At 37.4% G+C, this 22,655-nt stretch carries 28 protein-coding genes and 1 pseudogene; 14 read left to right on the top strand and 15 right to left on the bottom strand.

Annotated features, from left to right (window positions below):
* Window positions 1–11: 11 nt before the first annotated feature.
* Window positions 12–590, bottom strand: coding sequence for an HAD family hydrolase (locus tag MRZ19_RS02465; protein WP_291029975.1), 579 nt, complete (start codon window positions 588–590; stop codon window positions 12–14).
* On the bottom strand, window positions 587–1,135 hold the full coding sequence (locus MRZ19_RS02470; protein ID WP_291029977.1) for a queuosine precursor transporter: 549 nt from the start codon (window positions 1,133–1,135) through the stop codon (window positions 587–589). Before MRZ19_RS02470 ends, MRZ19_RS02465 begins: the two co-directional genes overlap by 4 nt.
* Before the next feature lie 57 nt (window positions 1,136–1,192).
* On the opposite strand from MRZ19_RS02470, the gene MRZ19_RS02475 reads away from it, so the two are divergent.
* Window positions 1,193–1,384 (top strand): hypothetical protein, encoded by a 192-nt coding sequence (locus MRZ19_RS02475; RefSeq protein ID WP_291029979.1) that lies wholly within the window; start codon window positions 1,193–1,195, stop codon window positions 1,382–1,384.
* Here MRZ19_RS02475 and MRZ19_RS02480 read toward each other — a convergent pair.
* The 12 genes from MRZ19_RS02480 to MRZ19_RS02535 all read right to left on the bottom strand — a co-directional run bounded on the left by MRZ19_RS02480 (window position 1,381) and on the right by MRZ19_RS02535 (window position 8,948).
* Window positions 1,381–2,391 (bottom strand): SAM-dependent methyltransferase, encoded by a 1,011-nt coding sequence (locus MRZ19_RS02480; RefSeq protein WP_291029981.1) that lies wholly within the window; start codon window positions 2,389–2,391, stop codon window positions 1,381–1,383. The two genes, MRZ19_RS02475 and MRZ19_RS02480, sit on opposite strands and share 4 nt — an antisense overlap.
* A gap of 38 nt (window positions 2,392–2,429) precedes the next feature.
* Window positions 2,430–3,209 (bottom strand): HesA/MoeB/ThiF family protein, encoded by a 780-nt coding sequence (locus tag MRZ19_RS02485; RefSeq protein ID WP_291029983.1) that lies wholly within the window; start codon window positions 3,207–3,209, stop codon window positions 2,430–2,432.
* 96 nt (window positions 3,210–3,305) lie between these two features.
* Window positions 3,306–3,695: a 30S ribosomal protein S9 gene (gene rpsI, locus MRZ19_RS02490; protein WP_291029985.1), complete on the bottom strand. Its 390-nt coding sequence runs from the start codon at window positions 3,693–3,695 to the stop codon at window positions 3,306–3,308.
* A 10-nt stretch (window positions 3,696–3,705) separates the two neighbouring features.
* A complete protein-coding gene (gene rplM / locus MRZ19_RS02495; RefSeq protein ID WP_291029987.1) occupies window positions 3,706–4,125 on the bottom strand; it encodes a 50S ribosomal protein L13 in 420 nt (139 codons plus the stop codon).
* A 202-nt stretch (window positions 4,126–4,327) separates the two neighbouring features.
* The gene (locus MRZ19_RS02500; RefSeq protein ID WP_291029989.1) at window positions 4,328–4,882 is read right to left on the bottom strand and encodes a MotE family protein; all 555 of its coding nucleotides are present in this window, start codon (window positions 4,880–4,882) and stop codon (window positions 4,328–4,330) included.
* Entirely contained in the window at window positions 4,879–5,313 is a 435-nt protein-coding gene (locus MRZ19_RS02505) for a flagellar export protein FliJ (RefSeq protein ID WP_291029991.1), read from the bottom strand. Before MRZ19_RS02505 ends, MRZ19_RS02500 begins: the two co-directional genes overlap by 4 nt.
* The gene (locus MRZ19_RS02510) at window positions 5,310–6,569 is read right to left on the bottom strand and encodes an adenylosuccinate synthase (protein ID WP_291029993.1); all 1,260 of its coding nucleotides are present in this window, start codon (window positions 6,567–6,569) and stop codon (window positions 5,310–5,312) included. Before MRZ19_RS02510 ends, MRZ19_RS02505 begins: the two co-directional genes overlap by 4 nt.
* Complete coding sequence (locus MRZ19_RS02515) at window positions 6,566–7,441, bottom strand: ATP phosphoribosyltransferase regulatory subunit (RefSeq protein WP_291029995.1); 876 nt, start codon at window positions 7,439–7,441, stop codon at window positions 6,566–6,568. Before MRZ19_RS02515 ends, MRZ19_RS02510 begins: the two co-directional genes overlap by 4 nt.
* Before the next feature lie 64 nt (window positions 7,442–7,505).
* A complete protein-coding gene (locus MRZ19_RS02520; RefSeq protein ID WP_291029997.1) occupies window positions 7,506–7,913 on the bottom strand; it encodes a hypothetical protein in 408 nt (135 codons plus the stop codon).
* Between the two features lie 17 nt (window positions 7,914–7,930).
* Window positions 7,931–8,170, bottom strand: a complete 240-nt coding sequence (locus tag MRZ19_RS02525) for a hypothetical protein (RefSeq protein ID WP_291029999.1) — start codon at window positions 8,168–8,170, stop codon at window positions 7,931–7,933.
* A gap of 29 nt (window positions 8,171–8,199) precedes the next feature.
* Complete coding sequence (locus MRZ19_RS02530; RefSeq protein WP_291030001.1) at window positions 8,200–8,703, bottom strand: prepilin-type N-terminal cleavage/methylation domain-containing protein; 504 nt, start codon at window positions 8,701–8,703, stop codon at window positions 8,200–8,202.
* Window positions 8,703–8,948 carry a hypothetical protein gene (locus MRZ19_RS02535; protein ID WP_291030003.1) on the bottom strand — a complete coding sequence of 82 codons (246 nt, stop codon included), beginning with the start codon at window positions 8,946–8,948 and terminating at the stop codon, window positions 8,703–8,705. The genes MRZ19_RS02530 and MRZ19_RS02535 overlap by 1 nt, the downstream gene beginning before the upstream one ends.
* 91 nt (window positions 8,949–9,039) lie before the next feature.
* Here MRZ19_RS02535 and MRZ19_RS02540 point away from each other — a divergent pair, with 91 nt between their 5' ends.
* The 9 genes from MRZ19_RS02540 to MRZ19_RS02580 all read left to right on the top strand — a co-directional run bounded on the left by MRZ19_RS02540 (window position 9,040) and on the right by MRZ19_RS02580 (window position 16,931).
* Complete coding sequence (locus MRZ19_RS02540; protein ID WP_291030005.1) at window positions 9,040–9,549, top strand: hypothetical protein; 510 nt, start codon at window positions 9,040–9,042, stop codon at window positions 9,547–9,549.
* A gap of 4 nt (window positions 9,550–9,553) precedes the next feature.
* Window positions 9,554–10,177 (top strand): hypothetical protein, encoded by a 624-nt coding sequence (locus MRZ19_RS02545; RefSeq protein WP_291030007.1) that lies wholly within the window; start codon window positions 9,554–9,556, stop codon window positions 10,175–10,177.
* A complete protein-coding gene (locus tag MRZ19_RS02550) occupies window positions 10,174–10,722 on the top strand; it encodes a hypothetical protein (RefSeq protein ID WP_291030009.1) in 549 nt (182 codons plus the stop codon). The genes MRZ19_RS02545 and MRZ19_RS02550 overlap by 4 nt, the downstream gene beginning before the upstream one ends.
* Window positions 10,722–11,027 carry a hypothetical protein gene (locus tag MRZ19_RS02555; protein ID WP_291030011.1) on the top strand — a complete coding sequence of 102 codons (306 nt, stop codon included), beginning with the start codon at window positions 10,722–10,724 and terminating at the stop codon, window positions 11,025–11,027. The genes MRZ19_RS02550 and MRZ19_RS02555 overlap by 1 nt, the downstream gene beginning before the upstream one ends.
* Before the next feature lie 11 nt (window positions 11,028–11,038).
* On the top strand, window positions 11,039–12,457 hold the full coding sequence (locus tag MRZ19_RS02560) for a pilus (MSHA type) biogenesis protein MshL (RefSeq protein WP_291030013.1): 1,419 nt from the start codon (window positions 11,039–11,041) through the stop codon (window positions 12,455–12,457).
* 40 nt (window positions 12,458–12,497) lie between these two features.
* On the top strand, window positions 12,498–13,106 hold the full coding sequence (locus tag MRZ19_RS02565) for an SH3 domain-containing protein (RefSeq protein WP_291030033.1): 609 nt from the start codon (window positions 12,498–12,500) through the stop codon (window positions 13,104–13,106).
* A complete protein-coding gene (locus tag MRZ19_RS02570) occupies window positions 13,103–14,542 on the top strand; it encodes a GspE/PulE family protein (RefSeq protein ID WP_291030015.1) in 1,440 nt (479 codons plus the stop codon). The genes MRZ19_RS02565 and MRZ19_RS02570 overlap by 4 nt, the downstream gene beginning before the upstream one ends.
* Window positions 14,526–15,704 carry a type II secretion system F family protein gene (locus tag MRZ19_RS02575; protein ID WP_291030017.1) on the top strand — a complete coding sequence of 393 codons (1,179 nt, stop codon included), beginning with the start codon at window positions 14,526–14,528 and terminating at the stop codon, window positions 15,702–15,704. Before MRZ19_RS02570 ends, MRZ19_RS02575 begins: the two co-directional genes overlap by 17 nt.
* Before the next feature lie 243 nt (window positions 15,705–15,947).
* Window positions 15,948–16,931: a hypothetical protein gene (locus tag MRZ19_RS02580; protein WP_291030019.1), complete on the top strand. Its 984-nt coding sequence runs from the start codon at window positions 15,948–15,950 to the stop codon at window positions 16,929–16,931.
* A 4-nt stretch (window positions 16,932–16,935) separates the two neighbouring features.
* Here MRZ19_RS02580 and tviB read toward each other — a convergent pair whose 3' ends face one another.
* A complete protein-coding gene (gene tviB / locus MRZ19_RS02585; RefSeq protein ID WP_291030021.1) occupies window positions 16,936–18,204 on the bottom strand; it encodes a Vi polysaccharide biosynthesis UDP-N-acetylglucosamine C-6 dehydrogenase TviB in 1,269 nt (422 codons plus the stop codon).
* Window positions 18,205–18,323: 119 nt separating this feature from the next.
* Between tviB and MRZ19_RS02590 the strand changes: the two genes are divergently transcribed.
* The 4 genes and pseudogenes from MRZ19_RS02590 to MRZ19_RS02605 form a co-directional block, all read left to right on the top strand.
* Window positions 18,324–19,049 carry a complement resistance protein TraT gene (locus MRZ19_RS02590; protein WP_291030035.1) on the top strand — a complete coding sequence of 242 codons (726 nt, stop codon included), beginning with the start codon at window positions 18,324–18,326 and terminating at the stop codon, window positions 19,047–19,049.
* A 422-nt stretch (window positions 19,050–19,471) separates the two neighbouring features.
* Window positions 19,472–19,813: a metalloregulator ArsR/SmtB family transcription factor gene (locus tag MRZ19_RS02595; protein WP_291030023.1), complete on the top strand. Its 342-nt coding sequence runs from the start codon at window positions 19,472–19,474 to the stop codon at window positions 19,811–19,813.
* Window positions 19,814–19,823: 10 nt separating this feature from the next.
* A complete protein-coding gene (locus tag MRZ19_RS02600) occupies window positions 19,824–21,719 on the top strand; it encodes a heavy metal translocating P-type ATPase (RefSeq protein ID WP_291030025.1) in 1,896 nt (631 codons plus the stop codon).
* A gap of 88 nt (window positions 21,720–21,807) precedes the next feature.
* Window positions 21,808–22,655 (top strand): annotated as a pseudogene (locus MRZ19_RS02605) (site-specific DNA-methyltransferase); the annotation flags it as partial.

The following is a 22,655-nucleotide window of genomic DNA, read 5'->3' on the forward strand; positions in this document are numbered from 1 at the left end:
CTTTATTTGATTTACCAACAACAAAGAACTCGCATCGCTTCTTTTAAATCTTTCGCCCTGTGTGTTGCGTTTGGTGCTTCGTTGTTGCCAACTAAAATGCGTGTTTTAATGCCTGCTTTAAGCCCTGCTTGCATATCCGTGTCTTTATCGCCTAGAATATAGGAATCGTAATTTTCAAGGTCCAAATTGAAGTCCCTTAGGGCTTGTTCTAACATTGCAGAATTTGGTTTGCGACAAGCGCAATGCTCCTCTTCAGTGTGTGGGCAGAAATACACGCTATCAAAGCCTATGTTTTTAGGCACAAAACCGCTTTCCCTTAAGGGAATCATCAAGCAGGATTTTATACAGCTTTGCATAAAAGAAGTGAGAATTTCAAAGTCTTTTTGCGTAAAAATTCCACGATTAATACCCGATTGATTTGTTACTACAAAGCACAAAGCATCTTGTTTTTTGAGTTCTAAAAATAGCTCTATAAAATGGGGAGCAAAATAGAATGTGTCAATCTTATAACCATAAGGCTCATCTTCTAAATTCACTACACCATCGCGGTCAAAAAACACGATTTTGCGTTTTTTGGATTCCAAATTCATCGTGCAAACACTCCAAAAAGTTTTTGCATTTTAATTCCAAAAAGGTAAAAAAGCGGTGTATTGGCAAAGGCGAAAATAAATTTCATCACATAATCTCCAAGCATTAGCATAAGAACATTTTGCCAAGGCATTACAAACAAAAATGCAATGTGGAAGAAAATCATTGTGTCAATAAATTGTGAAAATGCTGTGCTTCCAGCACTTCTTAGCCACCAGACTTTTGGCAGCTTAGATTTCAGCCAATAAAACGCATAAACATCGGCTTGTTGAGAGATGAAAAATGCACTTACGCTTGCAATTGCGATTCTAAACTCTGCTAAAAACATAGAAGGAATAAAGGCAAAAAGGATTCCAATGCGCACTGCCTTTAAGACTTCCTGCTTTGTGTAGCGTTCTGCTAGAATATCTGCTAAAAGAAAGGTGAAGGGGTAAGTCAGCGCACCATAGGTAAAAAAGTCATTAAGGGGAAACTGCACAAGGTAGTTTGAAGCAACAATAAGAGCCGTAAAAACCATCACAGAAAAAACCATCACAGCATTTGACATTGGAATCCTTTTTTGAAAAATCGTTGTGTATTGTATATTTTTAGAGTTTAAGGGTGTATGAAATTAAATATTTTCGTGGAGAGTTTGGTATCTCCTGATTGGCAAGATAATGGACAAGCCAAAGTTTGTCGTATAGAGATAAATTTTTGGGATTTGCTGTGCAATATAATATCAGTATGGGAAGAGAAAACAAAGAAAGAGTTTTGGAAAAAATTCAAGCAAAACAAAATAAGTAGATTGAAGGCTTAAAAATTTGCAAACACAAAGCCAAAAAATCGCTCTCCAAAAGCTCCCGGAGAGATGAGTGTGCGGAGCTTGTTGCTTTGTTGAGCATAGGATTCTAACCCAAATTTTTCAATATACAAAGAGCACATTTTGTCTAATCCCATTTCTACTAATGCGCGATTTTGGTGGTGGATAAACCAAGGTTTGCCTTTGAAGCGTGAAAAAACTTCCTGCCAAAGCGTGAAATTCACATCATAAGTCATATCCATAAGTGCAAAATTTTTTAAAAGCTCTTTGTTGTAGTGTTGTGTTGTGGAATCTAAAAAAAGATTTTCTGTTGTGTGTTTTTGATAAAAGCGTAAGGAAAAGGCGTTGCGTGATTCTAAGCTGCCATAATCAAAACTCAAAAAAAGCCATTTTGATGCACAATTTGTTAGAGATTCCACAAAACCAAAGGCGTGCAATGGGATTTCTCCCTTTGTGATTTTAAAAGTTTTTGCAAGTTCAAGCACTTCTTTGCTAGCAGACTCAAAAGTAAGCTCTAGGGTTTCTTTGTGGATAAAAGCCATTTTATCATTCCAAATAAGCTCACAAGCGAAGGCATCTAAAAGTTCATTGCTCACAAAAAGAATGTAATCATATTGTGCGTTTTTTAGGGCTTTAAAATCACAAAAAGTATGGAATCCTAAATTAGGATTCCGTCTTTTAAAGGTTTCTTGCTGTAAAATCCGCAAAGACTCTAGGGGTTCAAGTGTGGCAAAATCTAACGCACATTCAGGGTAAAAAATACTAAAAAACTCCGCAATATCAGCAATTAAATCTCCTTTTTCACTGCCGATTTCTACAACAGGGATTTTTCCCTTTAGGGCATTTTGTGTAAGGATTGTGTGGAGATAGTAACCCATGCAATATCCAAAAAATTTTCCCACGCTTACATTTGTGTAAAAATCTAAATCTTTGCCAATGCGGGCTTGTTGATAATAGCCTTTTTTACCAAAAACAGCCCCATCGCCATAGAGCCATTCTTGCATAAAATTACCGAAAGTTAATTTTTGAGATTTTAGTAGCATTAATAAAGTGTGCTGTCTAATTTTGTGATTCCATAATCTCCGCACACGCGACAATTTGGATTCCGTTTAATGGTGATGGTTCTAAAATCCATTGAACGCACATCGCAAGTTAGCAGTTTGTCAAAAAGGGGCACACCAACGCCTGTGATGATTTTTATTACTTCATTGGCTTGAATGCAACCAAATAGCCCAGCAACTGCCCCTAGGATTCCAATGGTAGCACCCGTTGGCATAGTCATTTTTGGGGGTGCATTAAAAAGACAAGCATAGCACGCACTCTTTTTTGGTTGCACACTCATTGCTTGTCCGCTAAAGGCAAGTGCGCTTGCGCGCACTAGGGTTTTATTTGCCAACACACAGGCATCGTTAATTAAAAATTTTGCGCTCAAAATATCAGTGGCTTCTACGATAATCTCATAATTCTTGATATGTGTTAAGATATTTTGTGGAGTTAAATGTTCTTTAAAAATTTTTAAATTTAAATTTGGGTTTAGCAAGTGCAGTTTTTCAAAGGCAGAATCAGCTTTGTTTTTATTTAAATCTTGTGTGTTGTGTAAAATTTGGCGTTGCAGATTGCTTGTATCCACTACATCACCATCACAAATTCCAATATTTCCTACTCCAGAAGCGGTTAAATAGTATAAAATGGGTGAGCCAAGCCCACCAGCACCCGCTACAAAAACGCTTGCATTTTTGAGTTTCAATTGCCCTGCTTTTCCGATTCCGGTTAATAAAATATTGCGATTGTAACGCTCTAATTCTTCTTGTAATAATTCCATTATGTTTTTTGTCTGTCTTTAAAATTAAGTTTAAAATAAGAGATATGGAATCTAAACTTTTGGTAAAAGAGTCAAAGGACTCTTTTGAGAAAATTATTATCTTTTTGAGAATTGTGGGCTTCTTCTTGCCTTGCGCTTGCCGTATTTTTTACGCTCAACAACTCTAGAATCGCGTGTTAATAAGCCTTTTGGTTTTAGAATTGCTCTAAAGTTTGTATCATACAATGCTAATGCTTTAGAGATTCCGTGGCGCAATGCTTCTGCCTGTGCGGAGTAGCCGCTGCCTTGCGTTTGCGCTACAATATCTACGCTTTTTTCTTGTTTTGTAAGCAATAAAGGTTGCATTACTTTCATTTTAATGGCTTCGTGTCCGCCAAGCCAATCGTTAAGATTTGTATCATTAATGCTTAATTTGCCGCTACCGGGAGCTAGCCAAACTTTTGCGATTGCTGTTTTTCTCTTTCCTGTTGCATAAATTTTTGCCATTATTTAATCCTTACTTTGAAACTTGTGCGCTGTGTGGATGATTTGCATCACAATAAACTTTTAATTTTTTAAGCATTGCGCGTCCTAATTTTGTCTTTGGGAGCATACCTCTAACTGCTAACTTATAAAGCTTTTCAGGATGTTTTTCTAGCATTTCTTTGAGTGTTTTAGATTTTGTGCTTCCAAAATACCCCGAATGCGTGAAATATTCTTTATCTTCTAATTTCATACCGCTAAATTTAGCTTTTGGTGCGTTAATCACAATCACAAAGTCCCCGCAATCTACATTTGGTGTGTAAAGGGGCTTGTGCTTTCCTCTAAGGAGTGTTGCAATCTCTGTGATAAGACGACCAAATGTCTTATCTTTTGCATCTAGAACAATCCATTCGCGTTTAATTTCGTTGGCTTTTGCCATTTTGGTGCTATTCATTGCATTGCCTTTTCTAAAGTGTATTGCTAAAAAGTCCAAAAATCTTTTGGAATAAAGGCGCAATTATAACTTAACTTTATTAAATGTAGCTGAATTTAAGTTATAATTTATGAAAATATTATGGGCTGGAGAATAAAATGCTGGCGCATCTTAAGTTGCTTTGTGTTGGTTTTAGCGCGATATAGTGTCAAAGAAGGAGCGTCTAGTTTGTTGCATCTGTAGAATCCTTTTTAAAAGGAGGACCTTTTTGCAAAAGTGTTGTCAGTGTGGCTGCTTTTTGGGGCTCCATTTTAGAGAGAATCTTGCTTGTGATTTTTGTGTCTAGCGCAAAAAGGATTGTAGCAGCTTCATCATCAGATAAGCTCTGCAAAATTGCTGCGGATTTGGAATCCTTCATTGTGGCGTAAGTTTCGCCAATTTTGCTTTGCGTGATGCCTTTTATCTCTTTTAGAATGTCTTCATTGCGTTTTAATAAGCGTTCAATTTTTTCTTGGCTTTCTTTTATTTCTTCTTGGGTTTGAGCGATGGCAAGTTCGCGTTTTTTAAGGTCTTGTTCTTTTTGGTCTAGAACATTTTGTGTCGCACTCTGCAAGGCTTGCAAGGCTTGTTGTTGCTCATCAATTTTTTCAAGCTCTCTTAAAATCTCGCCTTTGCGCTGTTCAAAAATGATATTACAATCAATGACTCTATTGCCTTCATTTGCGCTAAGGCAAAAGGGGGCAAGCGTGCTTAGGATAAGAGAATAAAAGCGTTTCATTGTGGATTCCTTTCGTGTTTGTTGTTTGCGTGGAGTATCACAGAGATTTCATCTAAATCTTTGCTTTCTTGAATGCGTGCTTTTTCAAGCAATTTTTTAACTTCCAAGCCATCTAAATATTTTGCTTTTTCGTATTCTACATTTTGGAGTTTAAAATGTTCTTGTAGCTCCCTTTTTTGTTGTTTTAATGCTGCCAATTCTTGCATTTTAAAATCAATGCTAGAGCGATATTCTTCTTTGTGGTGCGCAAAAGTTAAAAAGGCTTGATAGATTCCACTTTGTGGCTCTTTTAGCGTGGCAAATTCTGCTACAAGTGCATCAATCTCACCTTGTTTTGCCAGAATTTGTTGTGTGTTTTTTTGGAGCATTAATTCTACTTCCTCAACTTTTCTTTTACACAAAAGCACAAGTTGTGTGAATTTTGTTTTCATACTCTAAAAATCGTATCGTTTCTATCAGGACTTGTGGAAATCATAGTGATTTTCACGCCGATAAATTCTTCTAAAGACAAAATATACTCTTGTGCGGTTTGTGGTAAAGCGGAAAATTCTCTAACGCTAGCGGTTTTATCCCAGCCTTTAAAGCTTGTATAAAGCGGTGTAACTTGCGCTAAATCGCTTGGAAAATCTTCTAAAATCTCTCCCTTGCTGTCTTTATAGCCTGTGCACACTTGGATGGCTTCAAAGCCATCTAGCACATCAAGTTTCATCATCGCAAGCGTGCTTACACCATTAATGCGACAAGCATATTTCACTGCCATTGCATCAAGCCAACCACAACGCCTAGCGCGCCCTGTTGTTACACCAAACTCACCACCTTTTGTGCGCAAAGTTTCGCCAACTTCGCCTAACTCTTCAGTGGGAAATGGTCCATTACCCACACGCGTGCAATAAGCTTTTGTAATGCCAATCACTTTGCCTAGTGCGTTTGGGGGGATTCCTGTTCCATTACAAGCCCCTGCTGCTGTTGTGGTGGAGCTTGTTACAAAAGGGTAAGTCCCAAAGTCAATATCAAGCATACTGCCTTGCGCTCCTTCGCATAGAATTTTTTCATCATTATCCATTGCCTTCCATAGCATTGCTGTGGTGTTTGTAAGATAGGGTAAAAGTGCCTTCGCATAGGAATCTAGCTCGGTTTTAATAGAGTCAAGGCTAAAAGTTGGAATCGCATTTTCTTTTGTGTTTAGGGTTTGGAGTTTATCAAAGACTTTTTGTGCTAGAGATTGCGTGTCTTTTAGTTCTTCAATGCGGATTCCATTGCGTGCGACTTTATCGGTGTATGCTGGTCCAATCCCCTTACCTGTTGTGCCAATAGCAACTTTAGCTTTCTCTTCGCTAAGTTTATCTAGTAATTCGTGATAAGAAAGAATTAAATGTGCTTTTGTGCTAATGAATAATCTGTTTTTAAGCCCTCCGTGTAGATTTTCAAATTGTGCCATTTCAGCAATGAGTGCCTTTGGACTAATCACCACACCATTACCGATGATATTTTTACAGCTAGGATAAAGGATTCCAGATGGGATTAAATGCAAGGCATATTTTTGTCCATCAACAACGATTGTGTGTCCTGCATTATGTCCGCCTTGATAGCGCACGACAAAATCATAATTGCGTGCTAACAAATCCACCATTTTACCTTTGCCTTCATCTCCCCATTGGATTCCCACAATCAAATCTGCCTTGCTCAACCATCGCTCCTTAATAAATATTGAATGAAATCATCTGTGTAGATTCCAAAACCACAAGCGTTTTGTTCTAAAATTGTGTATTCTCCGCCTAAAATTAGTGTGGAATTTTCTGCAAAAAACCTGAAAAATAGTCCTGTATAATAGTGCATTGGTGCGCAATATAAAGGTGAGATGGTGCAATTTGCATAGGGAATTTCTTTTGCAAGCCCTAAGAGTTGCTCTAGGGCGTATTTTAGATTCCGCTCTAGCGTGCTATTGCGTTGTAAAAACTCTTGCAAGGATTGTTGATTGTGCACGCATAAGAGTTCTTGCATAATGGGATTAGCCTTTGTGATGGCTTCTACATCAATGTTTTTAAACGCAATAAGTGGAATCTTAAAAATCTCTGCGCAAATTTGTGGAATACGGACATTTGCAAGTTGCAAATGGGGCTTTAAAGGCGTGTTTGCTAAAAAGTTGGAATCCAAAATTTCTAAAGACATTGTAATGAAAGGTGCAATGTTGCAATTTTCTAAATTTTCCACGCCGATTTGATGGATTTCTGTTGTGGGATAGATGAAAATGGGTTGGATATAAAACCAACGCTTATTTTTGGTATTTTCGCGCAAATGTGGTGCTAAAAGACGGATTGTGTCAATGGTAGAATCGTTGCGCAATGCAATTTGATGATTGTATTGATTATTAGTGCGCACAACTTCCCTGCTTTTTATGTCGCGCTGATGCTCTAAATATGCAAAAGTCGGCGTGATAATCTCTTGATACCCATTTTTCTGCAAAATCGCACTAGCAAAGGCTTCAATTTCGCGCTTTAGTTGCGCACTTTTGCCAAAGTAAAGCTTGCAACCTTGCGGAATCTCGTGGCTTAAAATCACAAATTTATTTCCTTCCCTTGGATTTAAAAACAGAGATTGTAGCATATTTGTGTAAAACTTTGGGTTAAGGTTTTATGTGGGGGTGTTCTAAGGGTAGGGCTAAAATGAAGCTGCGCCTTGTGGAAAATTCTTGCAAAACTGCTTTACTAGAGTCGTTGTAGATTCCAAAAACATCTACAAAATAATAGGCTAGGGTTTGGGATTGTGCTGTTTGAAGTGTGGGGGTGAGTTGTTTTAAGATGGCAATGTAGTGATAATCCCCAATTTGCAATGTAAATTTTGTAAAATTAATGGGTGTTAAAGTTTTGTTTTTTAATGCAATTTTTAAGTTTTCTTTGACGCTTACTAAATGCAAATCAAGCCATAAAATGTGTGGGTTTAAATGCTCTAGCGTGTGGGATTTTTGCTCAAGTTTTGTAGCAAGGATTAGCACAAATGCGCCTAAGATTGCAAAGAGAATTAAAGGAAGCAAAACAATTCCCTTTTGCATCATAACTCCACAATCACGCTACTAGCGCAATAAGAATCCTTTTGCAAACAAAGGCGTATATAAAGCCCTAAATCGTGGGATTTTATGCTAAAGTGGCTTAGGTTTTCTAAAAGTGTAATTTGGATTCCATTTTGTTCTAAAACAATGGCATTGTGAAAGTGCAAAAGCGTGGGAGGATTTAGAAAATAAAGCTTGGGAGAAATTTTTATTAGTGGTTGGAATCTTAATGCGTTGGGCAATTCTAGTGTTATAGAATTTGCGTTGAAGGCTAAAATTCTGCCTTGAAAATTTGGGTTATAAAAGTCTTGCGGGGCGATAAAATTATCAGTGATGATAAGGGCGGTTTTTGGGAGGTTAAAGGGGCAGGCTTTTGTGGGGGAGGGTTTAAAAAATCTAGGCTTAGGGTATTGTTTGTAATCTTTAGACTTTTTGGGTTAAAAACGCCGTGAAAACACGGAATTGCAAAATCTCCTTGTGGCGCAAAATGCTCTAGTTTTTCATAAAAGATGAGAGATTTTCCCATCAGATTTGTTGGTGTTGTGGAGATTTGTGCGTTAGGAAGGATTTGAAGGCTTGCTAAATGGGCGTTTTCAAGCAGGCGTTTAATTTGTAAAAGAGCATTTTGTGCTTCTAATTGTTTTTGAAAATTTTTGTTTTTTATATTGTAATTTTGATAGACTCCTAAGATTAATTTTGTGCTAAAAATTCCAAAAATTCCTAGTAAAATTAAAGCAAGTAAAACTTCTAAGAGTGTGAAAGCGTTTTTAAACATTAATTGTCCTTGAAAGAAGGCTCTGTGGTATTGACTTCAAAGAGTGGTGAAGGTGTTGGGATGTTGGAATCCAAAATGCAATTTGGAGTTATTTTGTTACAAAATGTTACAAATTCATAGGAAAAATCCTGTGTGCTTTGTGAATTTTCACTAAAATTTTGCTTAAAATTTCCTAAAATCGCAACAATAATAACGCTTAAAACTGCCATAAAAACTAAAAATTCTAAGAGTGCAAAGGCTTTCATAAAAAATTATATACACTTATGATTGAAAAGTAAAATTTATTTTAATTTGTGTTAAGTTTAAGTTTTAAAATCAAAATTTAGGAATCAAATTTTGAAATGCTTTAAAAGCGATTGCATAATATTCTACACGCTGTTTTTAGACGAAAAAGAAATGCAAAATCAAATAAATAATGAGAATTTGTGCGACTTTTTAGAAGCAAAAATTTGCTTGGTGTTAAATTTGCCAAGAGAGCAGGAATATTTTTTGCGTTATAGCTTGTCTGATAGTGGGAATGCTTACCATTGTGTGCTTTTGGACAAAGAAGTTTTAGCAAGCTATGTGAGCAATGCGACAGAGTATTTAAGCCATCCTTGCTTTTTGTGTGCGCAGTTTGTTAAAGAAGGTTATGCTTTGATAAAAGATTGGAATTTAAATTGGGTTTTTGTAGGATTTAAAGAGCAAAATATTGTGGATTTTTATACGCTAGAGAATTTGGATAAAGTGTGTGAAAAGTTGGAATTATTGGGTTTAGATATGTTTTGGTTGTGGGAAGTAGGGGAGATTGCTTCCCTTGAAAACGAAAAGCTAAAAAAGTTGGAATCTAAATTTCTTATGCCGTAGCATTGTGCAAAATTTAGAAAACATAGAGTTGTTAGAGTCCTGTAATTTTAATCCTTTAGAGAAATCCCCTGCGTTTCTAAAAACGCGCTTGGGAGTGGCTGTTAGTTGCTTTGTCTTTGGGATTATGCTAGGGCTTTTGATAGTGGGAGTTTTAGCCTTTTTAGAATTGCTAGAACAAAGAAAAAGTCAAGTTTTAAACGCACAAATTAATGCACTACAAAATGAACTTCAAATGCTAGGAAAAAGTCGCTCACAAGCGCAAGATACACTAATAAACTTGCAAGAAAAATTACAAAATTTACAAGCGGTGTATCAGGCAAATTTAGAATCGCTAAAGAGTTTTGGTAAGGCGGATTTTCAAGTGGCGCAATTTTTTAGGGTGCTTTATCCACATTTAGAAAATTTTGATGTCAAAATCGCATATTTTGGGCTAGAAAAAGAGAGTGTAACGCTACTTTTGATAGGAAAAAACGCTCTAAAAATTTTAGAAGCAATAGAAAAGCAATCCTTAGGAAAAGTGCGAGTGATGCGGGAGTATGGCGCATTTTTGTGGAGTGAAATTCAATGGGAGATTCAAAGATTGGAGACTTACAAGTGGGAAATTAAAGGATGGGAGGTTGAGCGATGAAGGGCTTTAGCTTGCAAATGGAATCTTTTTTACAACTGCGCTCAATGCGCGAGATGGTGTTACTTTTTGTGTTACTTTTTATGCTAGGATTTGCGCTTGTTGTTGTGGTGTTGTTTGATGGCAGTGCAATTGCACAGAAAAAGGCGTTAAATGCGGAGTTAAATCAATCCTTGCTTGCCTTACAAAATGCGGTTGTGGCGCAGAAAAATTTAAATATGCAAGACGCAGAAACAATCCATAAAGAAATTGCTTTAATGGAGAAAAAAATTGCAACACAAGAGGAGCGCAAAAGGCTATCATTAGAGAAATTTAGCGTGTATTTTTTAAAAGAATTAACAGATGTTAATAAATTCTATGGTGTGAAAATCGCACAAGAAAATGGGGCAATTTACCTAGAGGCAAGGGGGAAATATCCTTCTATGCTTAATTTTTTAGAATCTTTGCAAAATCAGCCTAAACTCTCACTTTTTGCAATGCAGCTTTATCCAAACCAAGCTTTAAGGGATTTAATGCTGTATGTAGCTTTGCAAATACAAGGGGATTAATGCGCTATTTTGTGATAATTTTGCTAGCTCAAATGCTCTCTAGCGACCCATTTTATTATGGGGATAGGGAGCTTAAAAAGGAGTTAAAGCTTTATGGAATTTTGCACACTAAGGCAAACATTAATGGGCAGTGGGTGGGGCTTAATGCAAGCTTTACGCACACAAATTCTGTGCTAGAAAATGTAAATTTCAAGCTTATAGAGTTGCAAAATTCTTGTGTGGTTGTAGAAAATATGGAATCTAAAATGCGACAAAAACTTTGCAAGGATAAGCCTAAATTCATCAAAGAAGGCAGGCAAAAGTGAGGCGGTTTAAAGTGAAGTGGTTTTTGGTAATTTTTCTCTGTGTGTTTGGTGGGGAGCTTTGGGCGTGTAAAAATCGCGTGTTTAATCTTAGCATACAAGAATATGTAGCGAGTGTGCAGGAGATTTTAAGTGAGTTTTCAAATGTTTGCCATTTTAGCGTGGTGTGGAATGAAGCAGAGGTGGAATCGCATTTAGAGCAAAAGTTATCAATGGTTAATATTAAGGATAAGGATTTAAATTTTATCTTAGACTTACTTCTTGGTGCGGCAAATTTGCATTATGATTTTAGCAGAGATGTCTTGCATTTAAATGCGCAAAAAACTAAGACTTTTAAAATCAACTATCTTAGCACAAATCGGCAAGGGATCAGCAACACCGCCGTGTCAATCAATAACGAAGAGCATCAAAATTCACAAGATGGGGTTAGTCAATCGGGGATTAGGATTAAAAGTGAAGATGGCTTTAACTTTTGGGAGCATATTCACACAGAGATTTTAGCACTGCTTGGGATGAGTGAAAATAAGGGAAGCGTGATTATTAATAAGGGGGCTGGGCTAATTAGTGTAAAGGGCGATAAAAAGTCGCTTGCAAAGGTGGAATCCTACATTGAAGTTTTGCATAAAAGATTGCAAAAACAAGTGCTAATTGATGTGCAAATTCTAAGCGTGCGTCATAGTGATATTAAAACAATGGGAATAAACTGGGATTCTCTCTACAATCTCCAAAACCTTACGATTCCACCTTTTAGTGATGGTGCGACATTTGTCGGGAATGGGCAGGGTGGGAATGTGGTGGGCAATACAAGTGGTTTGAGTCTTGTTGGTGGAAGTGAAGGGAGGGTTGTGCAATATGGTTTAAATATCTTTTCAGCGGGGCTTAGTTTAAATCGTATCGTGGAGTTTTTAAAGGGTTATGGTGAGGTGCAATCTATCTCAAATCCTAAGGTGCTAATGCTAAATAATCAGCCTGCATTAATCAGTGTGGGTGATATTTTGCGCTACAAAAAGAGTAGCATTTACCAAAATACAAACGCCCAAACCACGCTTACAAATACAAACAACGAGTATCCTAGCATTTTTGCGGGCGTTTTGCTTGATATTACGCCTTTGGTGTTTGAGGATTCCATAATGCTTAAGGTGAATCCTTCTATTACAAAAACAAAGGATGCACAAACAAAAATCGCTGCAAATGCGTTTGATGCACCACCAAATCTTACCACAAATCAATTAAGTTCCATTGTGAAGGTTAAGAATAATCAAAAGGTGGTTTTAGGTGGGCTTATTGCGCAAAATATGACTAAAGAGAGTAATAAAATACCGCTTTTTGGAGATATTCCACTCATTAAGCCGCTGTTTTCTTACACGCACGACGCGCTTTTACAGAGGAGATGGTGTTTATCATCACGCCACGCATTATTGAAGAAGAGTTAAGCTTGGCAAAACTTGGATACACGCTAATAGGAGGGGAGTGATGTTGCGCATTGCTATGTTTTGTGTGGGTTTAGGGGTGTTGGTTTTGATGTTGGAATCCAAAACGGCAAAACAAGCGCAAAATTTGCAAGAAAAGATTTGTTTTTATGTGCAGGCAAATGCGTTAAATGTAAGGCAAGCCCCAAACACACAAGCGCAAATCTTACAGACCTTGTCAAAGGGCGCTAAAGTGTGTGAATATTTTGGTGTAGAAAATGGATTTTTGCGCCTTGCTAGTGGCTATGTTTCTACAAAGTATTTAAGCCTTCATCAAAGGGTGGAAAAGCCAAAGCTCGCAAATGCTTCTGTGTCTAAAAAAGAAGCTAAAATTTTGCTAACAAGCACGCAAAAAACGCCAAAAGAAGATGATTTGCAGCTTGCGCGCCTTGCAATTTTTAACCAAGATTATACAAAGGCTAAAACGCTTGCTTTAAAAATCAATCAGCAAAATCCTAAAAACATTGCAAGTTGGGAGATTTTTGCTAGGGCTTTGTATTTAGAGGGAAACAAAAATGAAGCAATGTTAGTGTTGCAAAAAATCCTAGCGCAACGCCCTGATACAGGGCTTTTAGAGCTGTTAGAGCAAATGCGCAGAGGAGAGAAAATTTGAAGCATTTAAATAGTGCGCAAATGCGTTACTTTGGAGCAATGGTTTTAGAGGAAAACCAAGAATACTTAAACGAAGAACGCTTCAATAGAGGATGCTTAAAACTAGCACTTCTAAAGCAAGAGAGTAATCCGCATAAAGACACTTTAAAAAGCCTTTTTAAGCCCTTAGAAGTGGAATTTACAGAAACTACGGAATCCAAATTTTTAGAGTATTTGCAAGAAGTAGAGCAAAAAGAAACGCTACAAAATTTACTAGAGAAAATCAAGCAAGAAATCAAATTAGATTCCAATGATAAAGGCTTAAATGGTGGCAAATCTAGCGTGCAGGAGTTGGTGCATTTTATCTTACAAAGGGCTGTGCTAGAGAGAGCAAGCGATGTGCATTTTGAGCTAGATTTACAAAATATGCGTGTTAGATTCCGTATTGATGGGGTTTTGGTGGAGCGATTTTGCTTGGAATCGTGGGTGTTTGCGCCACTTAGCACGAGCATAAAACTTCTAGCGCATTTAAATTTAACAGAGTCCAAGCTTTCACAAGATGGGCGTTTTAGTCTAAACTTAACAGATGATAATAATTTACAAAGAACCTTTGATTTTCGCGTTTCAACGCTTCCTTTGGTGCAAGGAGAATCTATCGTGCTTAGGATTTTAGACAAGCATAAAACGCTGATGCCGCTAGAATCTTTGGGCTTTGGGGAGCAAGAATTAGAGATGATTAAGAATTTATCCGTGCTTCCTTTTGGGCTAATTTTAATCACAGGTCCAACAGGCAGTGGAAAAAGCACAACGATGTATGGAATCTTAAATCTTTTAAAAGGGCGGAATCTAAAAATCATCACGCTTGAATACCCTGTGGAATACCGCTTGGAGCATATCAATCAAGTGGCGATGAGCAAGGAGGTGGAGTTTGCAAGTGTGTTGCGCAATGTGTTAAGGCAGGATCCTGATGTGATAAGTTTAGGCGAAGTGCGGGATAAAGAGAGTTTGCAGCTTGCCATTCAAGCGGCATTTACAGGGCATTTAGTCTTTGCGACATTGCACACAAATGACGCATTAGATTCCATTGTAAGATTGCTAGATATGGGTGTGGAAGCGCATTTTATCACGCAAGCCTTAAGTGGAATTTTAGCGCAAAGATTGCTTAGGAAACTCTGTGATTGTAAGCAAAAAGAAGGGGAAGTTTGGCTGCCAAAAGGCTGTGTGAAATGCAATTACACAGGCTATTTTGGGCGGATTGCAATTGTTGAGGTGGTGTGCGCTTCTAGGGATTTAGAGAATTTTATAAAAGGTAGAATCCAAAAAGCAAAAATGCTAGAAATTTTAGATTCCATTGCACCAAATTTCACGCTAGAACAAAAGGCTAGAGAGTTAGTAAAACTAGGAATTACCGATGAATGTGAAGTGTATCGCGTGGTAAAAAATGCGCTTTTTAGTTAAATACAAATTGCAAGGCAAAATTTACACAAAGGCGTTTAAGGCACGCTCACAAGCGGAGTTAGAACGGAATCTAAAGGGCGTTAGGGTGCTAGAAATACTGCCAAAATCAAGCCTTTTAGAATTGCAAAGAAACATTAGCACAAAGGATTACTTAAGCGCATTTTATGAGTTTAAATTAGGCTTAAAAGCACGCTTGCCCTTGCAAATTTTGTTAGAAAATCTCCAAAATCACTGCAAAAATAAAATGCTAGGGCTACGCTTTAAAAAGGCACTTTTTGCGCTAAATTCTGGAAAAAATCTAGCGCAAAGCTTTAAGGAAGCGGGATTTTCAGATTTTATTTGTGCGATGCTTTTGGTTGGACAAAAAACAAATTTGCTCTTAGAAGCTGTAGAGCTTGTGATTTTGCGTCTTAAAAACACGCAGAAAAATCAAAAAATCTTAACAAAGGTTATGTTTTATCCTAGCGTGGTTTTTTGTGTAATGGTGTGTGTATTTTTAGGGATTACGCTCTTTGTGTTGCCGCAATTTGAAGTGCTATTTGGTGGAGTGGATACAGAACTGCCTTTTGTGAGTCGGAGTTTGCTTTTTATGCGTGGGGTGGTGCTTGATTTTGGGCTTTTTAGCTTGGGTATTTTTGCCCTATTTTGTGCAATATTCCTTTGGGTTTATAAAAATATGGAATCCTTAAGGTATCGCATTGATTTTCTGCTCTTAAAGATTCCGTTTTTAGGCAGCGTGCTAAAGGATTTTGAAAGGGTGCAGTTTCTTTTAAGCTTCTTTTGGCTGTATCGCTCTAAAGTCCCATTGCAAGAAGTTTTAGAGATTTCTATCAAGGCGTTACACAATGCGTATTTTAAACACAAAGCAAGCGGAATCTTTAGCAGAATTTCACAGGGCGTGGAGTTAAAAGATGCGCTTGGTGTGATGTTTGACGGCTTTGGTGTGCAACTTTTAAGTGGCACACATAATGAAGCGGGATTTTTAGAAAGCCTTGAAGTGCTACTAGAGCTGTGTCAGGAGGAACGACAAACGCATTCAGAAGTGCTTTTAGGAGCGATTGAACCCTTAATGATTTTAGTGCTTGGAGTGCTTGTGTTATGGCTTGCGCTTGGAATTTTTCTGCCCCTTTGGGAACTTCCCTTGCAAATGCAAGGAGTGTAGAATCTGTTACTAAAAGATACAAGATTGGGATTTATAAAATAAAATTATATAGTTTTATAAAAAATTAAGTATTGGTTTTTATAAAATCTAAAATAGTTGCACTACAAAATTTAATTTTAAGAAGTATATGATGAGGAAAATTTTTTTGGTGGGGATTTTAATTGGTAGCCTTGGTGTTGAGGCATGGGCAGAATCTAAGTTAGATTCTTATAGCTGTTTTTATGGTTTGGCAATAAAGGAGGAATGATGTTTATTAATAACGCAAATGCTGATGTGTATAGCAAAGTGTATTTAGCGACAAAAAGTCGCGATGAAGCAATGCTTAAAGCTGAGGAAGAGCAGGATTTACAAAACAAAAATGTTGGGATTAAACAATCTGTAAAACTTCTAAACCAAGATGAGAAAAACAACTATGGAATCGTGCAGTTTAGCCTTAATGAAGAGCGTATCAATTTAATGTTAACAAAGGATAATATTGCGCGCTTAAGAGAGAAGTTTAGTGCAGATGATTTTTATCAAAGAAGTGATGGGGTGTTGCGTTTAAGCGGTAAAGCAGAATCGTATGTAGGCGGTTGGCTGAGTGAGCTTTTAGAGAATATGGGAGCAGATAGGGCAGATATTAATGGGGATGGTAAATTTTCAGGCAAAGAGCGTGCGATGATTGCAAGTGGCTATTCCTATGATTTAAGTAGTGAGAAACAAGGAGTTGTTGGAAAAAGTGCAGGTGTTTATAATGTGCAGGGCTACCAAGCGGGTGAGGATTCTGTTCTCTCTAAAACCTTAGATGATTATGTCAATGAGTTTATTAGTGCAGATAAGACTTTAAAGGGCAAGGTGGGTTTAAAGGATTATGCAGAGCAAACACAAGGAAGTTTTAGCGATGCTATCAAAAAAGAATTGAGTGCAAAAGAAAATAAACTTGCCGATATGTTTGCAGAAGCGCAAATGAAGGTGCAGCCAAAAAAGAAAGGCAAAAGCACAGAGGAAGAGGAGGAGGAAGCACGTAAAAAGGCTGCGGAATTGCTTGCAAAAATTAAGCAAAATAGGGATATAGAATCGCTAACGCCAGAGGAAAAGGCTGTGCTAAAAGAATATTTTGCAGGAGAAGTGGAGCAGTTAGAAGTTAAGGATGCAGATTCTGTGAATAAGCATTTAGAGCAGAGTATTGAAGCGTTTATAGAGCAGATTGCCTCTCACTCTAGCTTAGTGTTTGAGGCAAAAGTCTAATGCTCTAAAGCCTTGCGCTAACTTGTTCTTTTGGCAAAATTCCTTTTAAATCATACACAACGACTTTTCCGCGCTTGCTAAAATCTAGTGTCTTAAACTGATCGTGTGCAACAGCTAAAATCACGGCTTGATAGTTTTGCAGACTAAATTTATTAAAATCACTCAAAGTTAGTCCATACTCGTGCTTAACTTCTTTAGTATCCGCCCAAGGGTCATACACATCCACTTGGCATTCAAAATCTTTGAGTTCTTTAATAATATCCACAACGCGTGAGTTGCGAATATCTGGGCAGTTTTCTTTAAAAGTAATGCCAAGAATTGCAACCTTGCCCTTAACAATTTGATGGGAGTTTTTCACCATCAGTTTAATCACTTTATTTGCCACCACAACGCCCATATTATCATTAATATGACGCCCTGCTAAAATCACTTGAGAGTGATAGCCTAGCGATTCTGCTTTGTGCGTAAGATAGTAGGGATCCACACCAATGCAATGCCCGCCAACAAGTCCCGGACGAAATGGCAAGAAATTCCACTTGCTCCCTGCAGCTTCTAAAACATCAAGCGTATCAATGCCAAGTTTATCAAAAATTAACGCAAGTTCATTAACAAAGGCGATGTTAATGTCGCGCTGGGAGTTTTCAATCACCTTCGCTGCCTCAGCAACCTTAATGCTAGAAGCCTTATGCGTGCCAGCAGTGATAATGCTAGAGTATAGCGCATCCACTTCGTCAGCGATAATTGGAGTTGAACCACTAGTTACCTTTTTGATATTTGGAAGGCGGTGTTGTTTATCTCCTGGATTAATGCGCTCTGGTGAATAGCCACAAAAGAAATCCACATTAAACTTCAATCCACTCTTGCGCTCTAAAATTGGCACGCAATCCTCCTCTGTGCAGCCCGGATACACGGTGCTTTCATAAATGACAATATCGCCTCTTTTAAGCACGCTCCCTACGCTTATGGATGCGTTTTTAAGCGGTGTTAAATCCGGCTTATTGTAGTTGTCAATGGGTGTTGGGACACTTATGATGTAGATTTGTGCTTCTTTTAAGTCGTCTAAATGTGTTGTAAATTGCAAATGTTTTGCTGCTTTTAACTCATCTGCATCTACTTCTAGCGTGTAATCATAGCCACTTTTTAGCTCCTCAATGCGCTTTTTAGAAATATCAAATCCTATCACTTTATAAGTTTTGCCAAATTCTACCGCTAAGGGAAGTCCAACATATCCAAGTCCGATAATCGCAAGAGTTTTACAAGTGCCTTCTTTCATTTCAATCCTTTAGGGCTGAAATTTTATCTAGTTTTCATAAAAAAGAGATGTTTTTAAATTAATCTTATTTTGGTTAGAATCTTTGCGAATTGTGCAAGGAGTATGTTGTGAAAAAGTTAATGTTTGGAATCTTTAGCGTTTTGTTGTTTAGCGGTTGTGTAACGACAACTTTGCAGACAAAGGCAACAATGACACAAAGTGTGTTTATGGAGCCTGTGAGTGCAGCGCAAAAGATTGTTTATGTGGCAGTTAGAAACACAAGCGGAGCGCAGATTGATTTACAGAAGAGTTTAGAGTCTAAACTTTCACAAAAAGGCTACAAAATCACCCAAAATCCTGATGAAGCAACTTTTATTTTGCAGGCAAATATTCTTTACTGCGATATTAAGCAAGAAAATAATGCAAAAGATGCGGCAGTTTTAGGGGCGGCTGCTGGTGCTGGAGTAGGCTTGTATAATCACTCTAGTGCAACAGGAGGTGTTGTAGGTGGGCTAGCGGGGGCAGCAGTTGGTGGCTTGCTAGGAAAATTAACAGAGGATAAGATTTTTCAAATGCAAGTAGATATTAACATTAGACAAAAAACTAATGGAAAAGTGCTAGCAAGCGTAAGCGATCAACAAAGAGCAGGGTTTTTAAATAGTTTTAGTGGAAATGTTCGCAATACACAAGGTGGCGGACAAATGCAAAGTAATATCCAAAGCTATGGCGGTCAAGTTTATGAACGCAACTATATCCAGCAACAAACAAGCCTTTTTGCTGAAGCTACAAAGCTAAATTTAACACTTCAAGAGGCAATTCCAATTTTAGAAGATAAAATCTCTCATCAAATCTCTGGAATTTTCTAGGCTTTTGCCTAGATTTACTACTCTCTTTTTTATCCATTAACACATTATAAGGCTTAAAGGTACATAAGTTTTATTTCTTTTTAAGAGATTTAAAATTATCATATATGAACAAATGCTCATATATTAAGAGTTAATTTTGGATTCCAACTTTTAGTGTTTAATTTTAGTCTTTAGCTTTTGCCGTCCCAAGCTTTTAGTTTTTTTGAATTTTACAAGCAATAAGGAAGGAATCGCTTGCGATTCAAGGTTGCCTTTTCTTGCCTGTAAAATTCAAAAAAACTAAAAGCCCATCAAGGAAAATTAAATCGCACTAAATAACATAAAAAGAACTTTAAAGCCGACAGCAAAAACATTAAAACAGCATTAAAAACAACTTAAAGTTAGAATCCAATTTAAATCAAACTAAAATCAAAGGATATACGATGCCAGAATTTGACGCAACAAAAAAGCAAGCCTTAAGTAAGATTGCAAGCAATCTTCCTAAAGAAGAGTTACTCTATGATTTAGCAGAGTTTTTTAAAATTTTTGGAGACTCTTCAAGGATTAGAATCCTATCTCTTTTGCGCGAAGAAAAACTTTGCGTGAATGCAATTTCTTATCTTTTGCAGCTCTCTGCTAGTGCGGTGTCCCATCAGCTTAGAATCCTTAGGCAAGCGCGCCTTGTGCGTTATCAAAAAATTGGTAAAGAAGTGTTTTATAGCCTTGATGATGACCATATTGAAAAAATCCTAGATCAAGGCTTAGAACATATTAAAGAGATGTAAAGTGGGCGGAATGGAATGCTGTTGTAGTTGTGGCGTGAAACCTGTGAATAAAAATGTTGAAAAAGCCCTATTTTGCGTGGGGATTTTTGGATTCCTTATTGCGCTTGCTAGTGAGTTTGCGCTTTTAGATTTATCGGAGTTTTTGCAGATTTTTCTTTTTATTGCAAGTTATTTAGCCTTAGGATATGGAATCTTAAAAAAGGCATTTTTAGGGTTTTTAAGGCGTGAGTATTTTAATGAAAATAGTCTAATGGCAATTGCAAGTTTAGGGGCGTTTTATATCGGGGAAGGGGCTGAAGCGGTGGCAATTTTGCTTTTTTATCGCATAGGAGAGTTTTTAGAGCATTTGATTGTTGAAAAATCTAAAAAGCAAATCCGCTCTCTTAGAGATTTAAAGGTGGAGAGTGCAAGGGTTTTACAGGGGGGCAAGCAGGTGCAAATCGCCCCAGAGAGTGTGCAAAAAGGCGATGTTTTAATCGTGTTTGCAGGGGAGAGAATTTTAGCAGATGGCGTGGTGTTAAAGGGTGAGGGGAGTGTGGATAACTCAGCACTTAGTGGTGAGTCTATTCCACAAAGTGTGTGCGTTGGCAATAAGGTGTTATCAGGAGGTATAAATTTAGACGGAATCTTAGAGATTCAAGCAACACAGAGTTATGCGGATTCTGCATTTAATAAGGTTTTAAGGCTGATTGCAGAGGGGAGTGCGCAAAAGAGTAAAAGCGAAGAATTTATTACAAAATTTGCCCGCTATTACACGCCTATCGTTACGCTTTTGGCTTTCTTAGTGTCCTTTATTCCGCCGCTTTATTTTTGGGCTTTTGGTGGGAGTTTCACACAGGAATTGCAAACTTGGATTTATCGCGGAATCATTTTTTTAGTGGTTTCTTGCCCTTGCGCACTTGTGATTTCAATTCCTCTGACATTTTTTGCAGCACTTGGAAGGGCATCAAAAGAGGGGATTTTAATCAAGGGTTCAAGCTATTTAGAGGCATTAAATTCTGTTGGGGCAATTGTGTTTGATAAAACAGGCACGCTTACAAAAGGTGCATTAACACTTAAGGAAGTCCAAACAAGAGGGGATTATACGCAAGATTATGCTCTAAAGCTCGCCATTGCCTTAGAGTCGCATTCTAATCATCCTATTGCAAAGGCAATTTTAAACACTTTAGAAAACGCAGAAATCATTCCTTTGGATTCTATTAAAGAATGCGCTGGAGGTGGAATCTTAGCAAGCTATCAAGGACAAAACTTAACACTAGGTAATGCGCATTTTATTGCAGAGATGACGGGAGAGCAAATTGTGGAATCCAAAAGCGCAAAGTGTGAGATTTTTTTAAGTTTAGGAAAAGAAGTGATTGCTTCTTTTGTCTTTGAAGATGTGATAAAAGATGAAGCAAGAGCGGTGGTTACGGAGCTAGATGGACTTAAGAAGTTTATTTTAAGTGGCGATAGAGCTGAGGTTACGCAAGCAGTGGCGCAAGAAGTTGGAATCGCAAATTATTTTGCTCCCTTGTTGCCCGCAGATAAGGTAACGCATTTAAAGCAGATTTTAGCAAGTAATAGAGTGCTTGGTAAAAAGGTGATTTTTGTAGGTGATGGAATTAATGATGCACCTTCCTTAGCACTTAGTGATGTTGGAATCGCAATGGGAAATGGCAGTGATGTGGCCTTAGAAGGGGCGGATATTGTGATAATGCACAATGATTTAAAAAAGATTCCTTTGGTTTTAAGGCTTGCACGCAAAACACGCTTGATTTTGTGGCAAAACATCGTTTTTGCTTTGGGCGTGAAAGTAGCGATTATGGTGTTTGGTTTATTTGGAATCGCAAATTTATGGATAGCACTTTTTGGCGATGTTGGCGTGGCACTTTTGGCATTATTAAATGCAATGCGCGCAATTCGCTAGGAAGATTGGATTAAATGCAAAATTTATGAAATTAAAACACTAAATGAGCTATGATTGTAAGAAATTTAAACTTTTCAAGGCAGTTTATATGGACTACAAAAAGGCATTTTATAGTAAATTAGAGGAATGTTATCTTGGTGCAAAGATAAAAGCCTATGAAAACGCTAATGCAGCACAACATACGCAAAGTGGCTTTAGCAATCTCTTAAAGCTAAAAGAGCAGTATTTCTCTCACATAAAAGCCTACTTAGATTCTGCTATCCCAAATGATGATTTTAACTCACACGATATTTACAACAAGCTTTACACTTTCTTTGATAGCTATCTTAACGACACAGGCACGCCATTTTTCCACGATACGCCGCTGTATAAAAACATTTATGCAAAAGTCTATACTAATTCTAAGGATACAAGCCTTTTTTATAAAACAAAAGACTTATACTATGTCAAAAGTGATACGCTTTATACTAGCCTTACTTTAAGCGATGAAAACGAGCTAGCCCAAATCCACTTTGATACAAGTGAATATACGCAAAATGCCGATAATACCAAGCGAAAGCTTATATTCAAACTTGATAAAATCGAGCAAACAAGCACAGATACACAAGATTCTATACCCACCATTTATATCAAGGTTTTAAGTCAAAAGGATTTATTCCCCGATCTTAATGCTGTGTTTAAAGAAAATAGCAACGAGTTGAGCGAAGATTTTATAAAATCCCTAAAAGCACATAAATTCCCCCTAGATGAAGCACACATAAAAAAGCTTTTTGCAAGCTATAAAAAGCAAAATGAAGTAGATTTTTTTATCCACAAAAATGCAAGGGCATTTTTACAAGAGCAGTTTGACTTGTGGTTTTATCATTATCTCTATAAAGACAGCGAGTTTCAAGAATGGAGTGTAAAATCCATTTCACATTTACAAAGGATTCGCAA

The sequence above is a fragment of the Helicobacter sp. genome, assembly GCF_022770205.1.
Taxonomy (GTDB): domain Bacteria; phylum Campylobacterota; class Campylobacteria; order Campylobacterales; family Helicobacteraceae; genus Helicobacter_D.